Raw genomic sequence first — 11144 nt, forward strand, 5'->3', positions numbered from 1 at the left:
GCCTCCCGGGAGGCTCTGCACGCGTCGACGACGCGACCCGCGTCCGGTGGGTGGTCGCCGCATGAGCCGTGCGAGCGCCGAGGACGTCCTGGTCGCGTTCGCACGGACGCCGGGTGACGTCGCGGCCGCGCGGCGGGTGGCGCGGCAGTTCGCCGACCTGGACGAGGGAGAGCGGTCCGCGCTGCTGTGGAGCGACGACCCGGGCGCGCGACTGGTGGCCGTGGTGCTGCTCGTGCAGGCGATGCGCGAACGGTCGGACCCGGAGCTGACCGACGAGTACCTGTCGGCGGCGCGGGCGGAGCGCATCGACCGGGCGGAGCTGGTCGACCTGGCGGCCGAGGAACTCGTCGGCGCACCGGTGCTGGGCGGGTCGACCGGCCCGCTGTTCGCGCTCGCGAAGTCGGACGTGCCGTGGGTGCGGCGCATCGCCGTGGTGGCGACCCTGGCGTTCGCGAAGCAGGGCGACGCCGAGGTGCCGCTCGCGCTGGCGGGTCGACTCGTCCGCGAGAAGGGCGACGTGGTGCAGTCGGCCCTGGGCTGGGTGCTGCGTGAGGTGGGCAAGCGGGCGTCGGAGCCGGCGCTCGTGGCGTTCCTCGAGCAGCAGGGCCGGTTCCTGACGCCCGGAGCCCTGGCGACGGCGACCGAGCACCTGCCAGCGTCGGAGCGCGAGCGGCTGCTGACGCTCGCCCGCTAGAGCTGCTGCCCCTCGGCGAAGAACGTCGTCAGGCTGGTGACGACGCCGTCGCGGACCTCGATCACGTCGATGCCGCGGACCTGGGGGTCGCCCACCGGACCGAAGCCCCAGCCGAGCGCGCCGTGCGTGTCCGACACGTACCGGTGGCCCTCCGCCACGAACTGGAATCCCGCAGGAGCGTCGTCGATCAGGGATGCGGCCTTGGCCTCGAGCGCGTCCCAACCGGTGACGGATCCGTCGGGGTCGCGGAACACGACGTCGGGCGCGTAGCTACGCTCGATCGCCTGGCGTCGGGACGTGGCGTCGCGGTTGCCGAAGACGTCGTACAGGCTGGCGGTGAGGAGCTCGGAGGTGGTCGACATGCCGGGAGCCTACGGCTCGGGGCCGACGTGCGGGCCTAGCGGCTGAAGACGTCGTCCAAGGTGTAGGTCGCCAGTTGTCGCTCCTGCAGCAGCTCGTGCAGCCGCGGCAGGGCTCCGATCGTGCCGGGGAAGTTGGCGTGCCCGATGACGATGTGGGCGGGCAGGAACCACTGCTGGGCGAAGCCGACGATCTGGTCCGAGGTGATGTCGCCCGAGTCGGCGAGCGACCCGTACCAGAGCAGCGGCGTCGTGTACCCGGCACGGGCGGCGGCGGCATCGACCCGGGCGTCGTGGTACCCGAAGGGCGGGCGGAAGTACGGCTTGGCACTCACGCCGAAGGTGTCCTGGATGAAGTCGTCGTTGCGCGTGAGCTGGTCGATGATCCCCTGGTCGGAGAGCTTCGTCAGCGCCGGGTGGTCCCACGTGTGGTTGCCGAGCTGCACCTGCCCCGAGGCCACCAGCGGCCGGAGCAGGTCCGCGTGGTCGGTCCACGACGGGCGGACACCGTTGACGAAGAAGGTCAGGCGCGTTCCCGTCTCGGCGGCGAACCGGGCGTAGGCCTCGACGACCTCGCTCGAGGCGCCGTCGTCGACCGTCCACGCGATGCCCGGTGTGCCTTCCGGCAGGCCGGTGACCGTGCCGTGCGGCAGGGGCTGTCGCTGCAGCGCGGGCCGGGTCGGGGTCGGCGTGGGTGTCGGTGTGGGCGTTCGTGTGGGGCTCGTGCTCGGCGTCGCGTTCCTCGCGGTCGCGGTGGTGCTGGCACGCGGCGAGGGTGTCCCCGAGCAGGCCGCCAGCGTCCCCGCGAGCACCGTCCCGCCGATGCCGGACAACAGCGCTCGTCGGGACGGGGTCCGGGCAGGTCGATGGGTCATCGTCGAACCATCCTCACGAGTGTCGGCGAGCCGCACATCAGCACCGAGGACGATCCCGGATGGCCGACCGGCCATCCGGCGGGGCGGGGCGCGGTGCCGCGCCGAGTCTCGGCCCCGCGGACAGGACGCGGCCCGCGGACGGTGCATCCTGTCCGCCTGGCCGAGACTCGGCGTCCGCGCCGGCCCGCCGGCCCGCCGGCCCGCCGGCCCGGCGTCCGCGCTGGCCCGGCGGCCCGGCGGCCCGCCCGCCCGGCGGCCGGCGGCTGCGGCACGCGGCCCGGGCTGGGAAGCCGCCACGGGGCGGCCGGGTAGCCAGGAACCGGACGCGAGTCGGCCCTCCCGGTCGGCCCGCCCCGCGACGAGAGGAGCGCCCAGTGCGCGCACTGACCTGGCAGGGCACCGAGAAGGTGTCCGTCGAGACCGTTCCCGACCCGACCATCCAGCAGCCGACCGACGCGATCGTACGGATCACCTCGACGGCGATCTGCGGCTCCGACCTGCACCTGTACCGCGTGCTCGGCCCGTACATCGACAAGGGCGACGTCCTGGGCCACGAGCCGATGGGCATCGTCGAGGAGGTCGGCTCCGCCGTCACGAACCTGCAGGTCGGCGACCGCGTCGTCGTCCCGTTCAACATCTCGTGCGGGCACTGCTTCATGTGCCAGCGCGGCCTGCAGTCGCAGTGCGAGACGACGCAGGTCACCGAGTACGGCAGCGGTGCGGCGCTCTTCGGCTACACCAAGATGTACGGCCAGGTCCCCGGTGGCCAGGCCGAGTACCTGCGCGTGCCGCACGCCGACTACGGCCCGATCGTCATCCCGGACGACGGCACTCCCGACGACCGCTGGCTGTTCATGAGTGACATCCTGCCGACCGCGTGGCAGGCCGTGCAGTACGCCGACGTGCCCGAGGGTGGGACGCTCGCGGTCCTCGGTCTGGGCCCGGTGGGGCAGTTCGCCGCCCGCATCGGTAAGCACCTGGGCTACCGCGTGCTCGCCGTCGACCCCGAGTCGGTGCGCCGCGACCTGGGCGCGAAGTACGGCATCGAGACCCACGACCTGACGAAGGACGTCGTCGCCGAGCTCGTCGACGCCACGGACGGCCGCGGTCCCGACGGCGTGGTCGACGCGGTCGGCATGGAGGCCCACGGCAACCCGGTCGCCGGGTTCGCGCAGCGCGCCGCCGGACTGCTGCCGGACACGCTCGCGCGGAAGGCGATCGAGACCGCCGGGGTCGACCGGCTGGCGGCGGTGCACGCGGCGATCGACCTGGTGCGCCGCGGCGGCACGGTCTCGCTGAGCGGCGTGTACGGCGGCATGGCCGACCCGATGCCGATGATGACCCTGTTCGACAAGCAGATCACCGTCCGCGAGGGCCAGTGCAACGTGAAGCGCTGGGTCGACGACCTGATGCCGCTGGTGTCCGACCCGTCGGACCCGCTCGGCACGCTCGACCTGACCTCGCACCGCGTGTCCCTCGAGGACGCCCCGCACATGTACGAGGTGTTCCAGAAGAAGCAGGACGACTGCGTGAAGGTCGTCCTCGACCCCGCGATGGCTGCGTCCGCGTGACCCGGGTCGTCGTCGTCGGTGCGACCGGCAACCTCGGCACCGCCGTGCTGCAGCGGCTGTCCGCCGAGCGGTCCGTCGAGGTGGTCGGCGTCGCCCGTCGCATGCCCGACGCCCGTGTCGCGCCGTACGACGCGGCGACCTGGTCGGCGATCGACGTCGGTTCCCGAGATGCCACCGCCGAGCTGACCGCGGCGTTCCACGGCGCGGACGCGGTGATCCACCTGGCGTGGGCGCTGCAGCCGACGCACGACATCCCCGCGCAGCACCGGACGAACGTGGTCGGGACGGCGAACGTCCTGGCCGCGGTCGCCCGGGCCGGGGTCCCCCAGGTCGTCGTGGCGTCGTCGGTCGGGGCGTACCGCGGTGTCGACGTCGAGGGGAAGCGGCAGCGGGTCGACGAGTCGTTCCCGACCGACGGCATCCCCACGGCGACGTACGCGATCCACAAGGCCGCGAACGAGCGCGCGCTGGACGCCTTCGCGCTGGCGAACCCGTCCGTCGTCGTCACGCGGTTGCGGCCCGGGCTGGTGTTCCAGCGGGACGTCGCGGCCGAGTTGCGCGGGCTGTTCCTCGGCCCGTTCGTGCCGATGGGCATCGTGCGGTGGATCCGCTGGGCCGTGCTGCCACTGCCGTACGCGTTCGTGTTCCAGGCCGTGCACGCCGAGGACGTCGCCGACGCCTTCTGGCGCGCGGTGGACCGGCGGGCCGGCGGCGCGTTCAACATCGCCGCCGCGCCCGTGCTGACACCGCCCCGCATCGCGCGGGTGCTCGGCATGCGCGGGGCGGTCCGGATGCCGTACCGCCTGCTGCGCGGCATCGTGACGCTGACGTGGCGGCTCCGCCTGCAGCCGACCGACGCCGGGTGGCTGGACATCGCCGCGTCGGTGCCGATCATGTCGACCGAACGGGCGCGGACGGAACTCGGTTGGGAGGCCCGGCACAGTGCCACGGACGCGCTCGGTGCGCTGGTGGCCGGGTTCGCGGACGGTGCGAACCACCCCGCGTCCGGCCCGCTGCGCGGGTAGCCTGCTGGGGTGGTGCAGCCGACCGACCTCGTGGGGACCTGGACGCTGCACCGGACCGTGGAGGATCGGCGGGCGGACGCCTCGGGCGTGGTCACCGGCAGCACCGAGTTGCGCTCGACCGGTCCCGACGAGGTCGTGTGGACCGAGACGGGCACGATGGTGCTCGCCGGCCGAGCCACCCCGGTGTCGCGGACCCTGCTGGTGCGACGTGCCCCTGACGGGGTCTGGCGGGTGCACTTCGCCGACGGCCGGGTGTTCCACGACTGGGTGTGGAGCGCACCGGTCGACCACGCATGCGCGCCGGACGCCTACACGGGCGAGCTGTCGGGCGACACCGAGCGGTGGACCGTGCGGTGGCAGGCACGGGGCCCCGCGAAGGACTACCGCCTGGACAGCGTGCTCGAAGGTCGGACCGGCGCGGCAGACTGAGGGCATGGCACGCACCTCGGGCAAGTCCTCCGGTACCGACGCTCCGCGCATCACCCTGACCGAGCCGGTCGACCTGACCGACTGGAACCCCGGGCCCGGTGACGTGCTGTCGGGTGACCGCATCGACGGGCGACGGATCGCCACGCTCGACATCGCGGGGGAGCGCCTGCCCGACCTGGAGATCGAGGAGTGCGTGATCGACGCCCTGCATGCCGACGCTGCCGACCTGCGCGGTGTCCGGGTCCACGACAGCGTCGTCGAGCACCTCGACGCCCCGGTCCTGCGCGCGTCGAGCAGCACGTGGCGCGAGGTCCGGATCGGCGGCGGGCGCATCGGGTCGGCCGAGCTGTACGACGCCGGCCTGAACGGTGTCGAGTTCATCGGCATGAAGCTCGGGTTCGTGAACCTGCGCGGTGCGAAGGTCACCGACGTGGTGTTCCGCGACTGCGTCATCGACGAGCTCGACATCGCCGACGCCACGCTGCTACGGGTGTCGTTCGAGGGCACCCGGATCCGCGCCGCCGAGGGGTCGAACACCAGCATCGCGCACGTGGACCTGCGCGGCGCCGACCTGGACCGGGTCGAGCGGCTCGAGGGGTTCCGCGGTGCGACGATCGGCGCGGATCAGCTGTACACGTTGGCGCCGCTGCTCGCCGCACAGGCGGGCTACCGCGTCGACTGACCGGCGGCGGCGAGTTGCTCGGGTGCGAGGCTGACCGCGTGGTGCGGGGTTGGTTCCTCGCACGGGGCGGTCGACCTCGCACCGGCGATCAACGCGGCACGGTGATCAGCGCGGCCGCCAGGTCTGCCTGCACCAGGTCACCGTGCACGGCCGCACCCGCGGTGGTCCCCGCGGCCGCGGACACGATCACGGTGGCCATCGGCGACGCCACGTTGCCCGCAGCCCACACGCCGGGCACGTCCGTCGCGCCGGTCGGGCCCACGGGCACCGCGCTGCCGATGCGGTGCTCGCCCATGACCTGGTCGACCGCGGCGATCCCGAGCCCCTCGAGCCCCTGCACCCGGGCTTCGGCGGTGCTCGCCGCGGCCAGGGCATCGAGCGCCACGGTCGATCCGTCCGACAGGGTCACCCCGCGCAGGACGCCGTCCTCGGACACCACCGACGTCACGCGGTCGTGCACGACCGCGATGCCACTGGCCTCCAGCCCCGCCAGGTCGCTGTCGCTCACCAGCATCGGATCCGTCACGAACACGGTCACGCGGTCGCTCAGCGCCCGCCACATGAGGGCCTGGTGTGCCCCGAACGGCGTCGTCACGAGCACGCCGATGCGGCTGTCGCGGACCTCGTACCCGTGGCAGAACGGGCAGTGCACCACGCCTCGGCCCCACTGCTCGGCCAGGCCCGGCACGTCCGGCAGGACGTCCACGGCGCCGGAGGCGACGACCACCCGGCGGGCCGACACGGTCGCGCCGGCGTCGAGCGTCGCGGTGAAGCCGACCGGGTCGCCCGCGGTGACGGGCCCGACGGAGGTGGCCACGATCCTCCCGGCGGTGACGTGGACGCCGTACCGGGCGACCTCGTCGCGACCGATCCGGGTCAGGTCGAGCGGGGCGGTGCCCTCCTGGCCGAGGTAGTTGTGGACCCCCTCGGCGGGGGCGTTGCGTGGCTCGCCCCCGTCGACGACGAGGACGGAGCGGCGTGACCGGCCGAGGATCAGCGCGGCAGCGAGCCCGGCGGCACCGCCGCCGACGACCAGGACATCAGTGGTGTCAGACATGCGCACATCCTGCGGGTCCGCGATCCGCGCAGCAACGATCGTTGCCGGTCTGGCAACATGGCGGCATGGCACACGGACACCAGGCCCGGGGCACCGCGCGCACGACGGCCGAGGTCGTCGACGGGGTCGGCCCACGGCTGCGCGGGCTCCGGCAGCGGCGTGACGTCACGCTCGCCGCGCTCGCGACGGAGACGGGCATCTCGGTGAGCACCCTGTCGCGGTTGGAGTCGGGGCAGCGGAGACCGACCCTCGAGCTGCTGCTGCCACTGGCCCGCGCGTACCAGGTGCCGCTCGACGACCTGGTCGGGGCGCCGCAGACCGGAGACCCGCGGGTGCACCTGCAACCCGAGTCGCACGGCGGCCGGGTGGTGATCCCGCTGACCCGGCGGACCGGCGGGGTGCGCTCGTTCAAGCAGCTCTTCCCACCACACTCGCCGGCCGGCGAGCCGACCCGCCAGACGCACGAGGGCTACGAGTGGCTGTACGTGCTGTCCGGACGGCTCCGACTGCTGCTCGGCGAGCGGGACCTCGACCTGGGCCCCGGCGAGGTCGTCGAGTTCGACACGCACACGCCCCACTGGATCGGGAACGTCACCGACCAGGTCACCGAGGTGCTGTGCCTGTACGGCCCGCAGGGGGAGCGGGCGCACGTGCGGTCGCGACCCGAGGCCTGACGGGCGTCGTCAGAACACGTGGGCCATGACGTCGTCGAGCAGTCCGTTCGTCGGGACGTTCGCCTGGTTGATCACGATCCCGATGTCCCCCCGGGTGAAGTACGTGGTGCCGAGCTGCACGCCGTACTGCTCGTCCTCCGAGATCTTCTGGCACCGGTAGCCCTCGGCCTCGCGCGCGCAGTCGAAGCCCTGCAGGCCCTGCAGCAGACCGAACGCCTTCGACGAGTCGACCACCTGGACCTCGATGGCCACGTTCGTGATGTCTGCGCGGGGGTCACGCCAGACGCAGTACAGCTGCTTGCCGTCGGACTGTCGCACCGGGTCGAAGACCGACTTCGGGACCTCGACCGGTGAGCCGACGACCGCCGGGTCGTTGAGGGGCGCGGTCGCGAACTGCCAGCGGCCCGCGGTCAGCAGCCCCGTGCACGTCGACGGGACGGTGCCACCGTCGTAGTCGACCCCCGGGACCCGCGTGATGGTCGAGGTCGGACGCGGTGTCGCGGAGCCCGCGGCCGCGTCCGGTGTGGACCCGGCGGTGGGCGTCCTGGTCGGGGCCGATGTCGTCGCGGTGCCTCCGGTCGGGCTCGCAGAGCCGTCGGGTTGCGCCGTGCCGCCCGTGCAACCCGCGAGCAGGAACGCCGCCGCCAGCCCTCCGGCGAGTGCGAGCAGCCGTGCGCGGTGTGTCCGTGTCGTCCCCCGGGTCATGGGTCCGACAGTAGGAGCCACGCTGCGGGGAGGCCCGGCCCGTGACCGGATCGTTGTCGTCCGTCGTGCCGAGGTCGTTCACGGCGGTCGACCTGCGCTGTGAGGTGGTGGCTGCGTCGCTGCAGGTCGGAGCCGGCCGGCCATCGGTGCGTGCGAGGATTGACGATCGTGATCACGATCGAACGCGTCTCCTGGGACGACCCGCGCGCAGTGGAACTACGCGCCCGCATGGACGAGGAGATGCACGAGCGCTACGGCTCGGCGCAGGGGGACGAGGATCCCGAGGTGACCGCCGAGCGGACCCGGGCGCTCGCCGTCGATCCGTCCCGCGTCATCACTTCGCTGCTCGCGGTCGACGAGTCGGGGGAAGCGGTCGCGCACATCGCCGTCCGGTGGCTCGGGGACGAGGTCGAGCTGAAGCGCCTGATCGTCCTGTCGAGTGCCCGCGGCAAGGGTGCTGCGACGGCGCTGCTCGACGCGTGCGCCGACGTCGGGCGCGAGGTCGGTGCGCGGCGGCTCATCCTGCAGACGGGCGACAAGCAGCCCGACGCGGTGGCGCTGTACCGGAAGACCGGGTGGCGGCAGATCGAGGTCTACGAGCCCTACGCGGCCACCATGCCGTGGTCGTTCTGCTTCGACAAGGCGATCTGACCCCGCTCCCCCGTACTTGCACCCTGGGCAGGAAAGTGCAATTCTTGCTCGGTGAGCACAGCCGAACGCACCCGCACCCTGCGGCGCAGCATGATCGTCGAGGCGCGACGGGTGACGATCGAGCACGGCCTGAACGGCTTCACGATCGAGCAGCTCTGCGAGACGGTCGGTGTCTCGCGCCGCACGTTCTTCAACCACTTCGCGTCGAAGGAGGACGTCGTCCTCGGCATCGAGCTGCACGCCGACACCGAGGTGCTGCAGGCATTCGCCCACGGTGACGTCGTGGCGCGTGACCTCGACCCGCTGGCCGCACTCGTGGCGCTCGCGGTCGAACAGGTGCGCACGATGGAGCTCGACCGGTCCGAAGAGGTGCTGATGCGCCAGGTCCTCGAGCGCGAGCCGGCGCTCCTGGCCCGGTTCCTGTCGGCCACCGACGTGCAGCTCGCCCGCGTGGCCGATGCCCTGCGTTCCCGCTTCGGCTGGACGGCGCCGGACGATCCGCGCGCCCGACTGGTCGCCGAGGCAGCGGCCGGCGTGCTCAAGGTCTCGGCCGACCAGTACTTCGACGACGCCTTCGACGTCGCCGGTGGCCCGTCCTTCGACGAGCTGCTCACCACCAACCTCCGCCTGCTCAGGGCGGCCATCACCACCCGACAGGACGACACCCCATGAGCACATCAGCGCCGCGCGCCGCCAAGCGCACCCGGCCCGGGACGGACGGGCCGCTCCTGCTGACCCAGCGCCGGATCTGGATCATCTTCGCCGCGCTCATCGCCGGCATGCTGCTGTCCAGCCTCGACCAGACGATCGTCTCGACCGCGATGCCGACCATCGTCGGTGACCTCGGCGGCGTTGCGCACCAGGCCTGGATCACGACCGGGTACCTGCTGGCGTCGACCATCGTCATGCCGATCTACGGCAAGTTCGGCGACGTGCTCGGACGCCGCAACCTGTTCCTCATCGCGATCGCCCTCTTCACGTTGGCGTCGCTCGGCTGCGCGGTGTCGACCGACTTCTGGCAGTTCGTGGTGTTCCGCGCGATGCAGGGCCTGGGTGGCGGTGGCCTGATGATCCTGTCGCAGGCGATCATCGCCGACATCGTCCCCGCGTCCGAGCGCGGCAAGTACCTCGGCCCGCTCGGTGCGATCTTCGGCCTGTCCGCCGTCGGGGGCCCGCTGCTCGGCGGCTTCTTCGTCGACCACATGACCTGGCACTGGGCGTTCTGGATCAACATCCCCGTGGGCATCGCGGCGTTCTTCGTGGCCTGGTTCGCGCTGACGCTGCCGAACAAGAAGGCGACCAAGCGCATCGACGTCCTCGGTGTCGCGCTGCTGTCCGCCACCACCGCCTGCCTGGTCTTCTTCACCGAGTTCGGCGGCAACCGCCAGCACGGCTGGGGTGCGCCGGAGACCTGGGCCTGGGGTGCCGGGTTCGTCGTCGCCGCAGCGCTGTTCGTGTTCGTCGAGGCGCGTGCGCAGGACCCGATCATCCCGCTGTCGTTCTTCCGCAACCGCACCTTCGTCACCGCGACGGCGATCGGCTTCGTGCTCGGCCTGGGCATGTTCGCCGCGATCGGCTTCGTCCCGACGTTCCTGCAGATGGCCTCGGGCACCTCGGCGGCGGTCTCCGGGCTGCTGATGCTCCCGATGATGGCGGGGCTGATCGGCACGTCGATCCTGTCCGGCACGCTCATCACGAAGACGGGCAAGTACCGGATGTACCCGATCATCGGCACGATCGTGGTCGGGCTCGCGATGCTCGGCATGACGACGTTGGCCGCCAGCACCCCGATCCCGCTGATCTGCGTCTACCTGTTCGTCTTCGGCGCCGGCCTGGGCCTGATCATGCAGGTCGTGGTGCTCGTCGCGCAGAACGCGGTCCCTGCCGAGCAGGTCGGCACCGCGACGTCCACGAACAACTACTTCCGCGAGGTCGGGGCGTCGCTCGGCGTCGCCGTCTTCGGCGCGATCTTCACGTCGCGACTGACGGACAAGCTCACCGACGTGTTCACCAGCGCCGGTGGCAGTGCCTCGCAGGCGGCGAACGCGAGCGCCAGCATCGACCCGACGCAGCTGTCGAAGCTGCCGCAGGCGGTGCAGGACGGCATCGTCAACGCCTACGCCGACTCCCTGTCGCCGGTGTTCTGGTACCTGCTGCCCTTCATCGCGATCGCCCTGGTGCTCGCGCTGTTCATCCCGCAGATGCAGCTCAACGACGTGGCCGGCATGGTCGCCCGCGGCGAGGCAGTCGGCGGGGCCGAGGCCGACGAGCTCGACCGCGCGCAGCGCGGGGGAGCGGACGAGGCGCCGGCGGAGCCGGTCGGCTCCGCGACGGGGTCGGTCCCGACGACGCGTCGCGACGAGTAGACGCGACCACCCACGGACGGGAGGCCCCGGGGCCCCGGGGCCCCGGCCGCCCCGCC

13 protein-coding genes are annotated in these 11144 nt (G+C 72.5%); 9 read left to right on the forward strand and 4 right to left on the reverse strand.

What is annotated here, in order from left to right:
- The first annotated feature begins 61 nt into the window (after positions 1-61).
- Positions 62-694: a DNA alkylation repair protein gene (locus MT346_RS17160; RefSeq protein WP_243564304.1), complete on the forward strand. Its 633-nt coding sequence runs from the start codon at positions 62-64 to the stop codon at positions 692-694.
- Here the strand turns inward: MT346_RS17160 and MT346_RS17165 are convergent.
- A complete protein-coding gene (locus MT346_RS17165) occupies positions 691-1056 on the reverse strand; it encodes a nuclear transport factor 2 family protein (protein WP_243564305.1) in 366 nt (121 codons plus the stop codon). The two genes, MT346_RS17160 and MT346_RS17165, sit on opposite strands and share 4 nt — an antisense overlap.
- Before the next feature lie 35 nt (positions 1057-1091).
- Entirely contained in the window at positions 1092-1928 is an 837-nt protein-coding gene (locus MT346_RS17170) for a polysaccharide deacetylase family protein (RefSeq protein WP_243564306.1), read from the reverse strand.
- A gap of 374 nt (positions 1929-2302) precedes the next feature.
- Between MT346_RS17170 and MT346_RS17175 the strand changes: the two genes are divergently transcribed.
- Genes MT346_RS17175 through MT346_RS17190 form a run of 4 tightly spaced genes read left to right on the forward strand, consistent with a single transcriptional unit; the run spans position 2303 to position 5635 of the window.
- Positions 2303-3499 (forward strand): zinc-dependent alcohol dehydrogenase, encoded by a 1197-nt coding sequence (locus MT346_RS17175; protein WP_243564307.1) that lies wholly within the window; start codon positions 2303-2305, stop codon positions 3497-3499.
- The gene (locus tag MT346_RS17180) at positions 3496-4524 is read left to right on the forward strand and encodes an NAD-dependent epimerase/dehydratase family protein (RefSeq protein ID WP_243564308.1); all 1029 of its coding nucleotides are present in this window, start codon (positions 3496-3498) and stop codon (positions 4522-4524) included. Before MT346_RS17175 ends, MT346_RS17180 begins: the two co-directional genes overlap by 4 nt.
- Positions 4525-4533: 9 nt before the next feature.
- A complete protein-coding gene (locus MT346_RS17185; protein WP_243564309.1) occupies positions 4534-4953 on the forward strand; it encodes a DUF6314 family protein in 420 nt (139 codons plus the stop codon).
- Positions 4954-4957: 4 nt separating this feature from the next.
- Positions 4958-5635 (forward strand): pentapeptide repeat-containing protein, encoded by a 678-nt coding sequence (locus MT346_RS17190; protein WP_243564310.1) that lies wholly within the window; start codon positions 4958-4960, stop codon positions 5633-5635.
- Between the two features lie 88 nt (positions 5636-5723).
- Here the strand turns inward: MT346_RS17190 and MT346_RS17195 are convergent, their stop codons facing one another.
- Complete coding sequence (locus MT346_RS17195) at positions 5724-6692, reverse strand: NAD(P)/FAD-dependent oxidoreductase (RefSeq protein WP_243564311.1); 969 nt, start codon at positions 6690-6692, stop codon at positions 5724-5726.
- A gap of 65 nt (positions 6693-6757) precedes the next feature.
- On the opposite strand from MT346_RS17195, the gene MT346_RS17200 reads away from it, so the two are divergent.
- Positions 6758-7366 (forward strand): helix-turn-helix domain-containing protein, encoded by a 609-nt coding sequence (locus MT346_RS17200; protein WP_243564312.1) that lies wholly within the window; start codon positions 6758-6760, stop codon positions 7364-7366.
- Between the two features lie 9 nt (positions 7367-7375).
- Here MT346_RS17200 and MT346_RS17205 read toward each other — a convergent pair whose 3' ends face one another.
- Positions 7376-8071: a hypothetical protein gene (locus MT346_RS17205; protein WP_243564313.1), complete on the reverse strand. Its 696-nt coding sequence runs from the start codon at positions 8069-8071 to the stop codon at positions 7376-7378.
- A 168-nt stretch (positions 8072-8239) separates the two neighbouring features.
- Between MT346_RS17205 and MT346_RS17210 the strand changes: the two genes are divergently transcribed.
- Genes MT346_RS17210 through MT346_RS17220 form a run of 3 tightly spaced genes read left to right on the forward strand, consistent with a single transcriptional unit; the run spans position 8240 to position 11088 of the window.
- On the forward strand, positions 8240-8722 hold the full coding sequence (locus MT346_RS17210) for a GNAT family N-acetyltransferase (RefSeq protein WP_243564314.1): 483 nt from the start codon (positions 8240-8242) through the stop codon (positions 8720-8722).
- 51 nt (positions 8723-8773) lie between these two features.
- A complete protein-coding gene (locus MT346_RS17215) occupies positions 8774-9394 on the forward strand; it encodes a TetR/AcrR family transcriptional regulator (RefSeq protein WP_243564315.1) in 621 nt (206 codons plus the stop codon).
- Positions 9391-11088 carry an MDR family MFS transporter gene (locus tag MT346_RS17220; RefSeq protein ID WP_243564316.1) on the forward strand — a complete coding sequence of 566 codons (1698 nt, stop codon included), beginning with the start codon at positions 9391-9393 and terminating at the stop codon, positions 11086-11088. Before MT346_RS17215 ends, MT346_RS17220 begins: the two co-directional genes overlap by 4 nt.
- The last annotated feature ends 56 nt before the right edge of the window (positions 11089-11144 follow it).

The sequence above is a fragment of the Curtobacterium sp. VKM Ac-2922 genome (assembly GCF_022815645.1).
Classification (GTDB): domain Bacteria; phylum Actinomycetota; class Actinomycetes; order Actinomycetales; family Microbacteriaceae; genus Curtobacterium.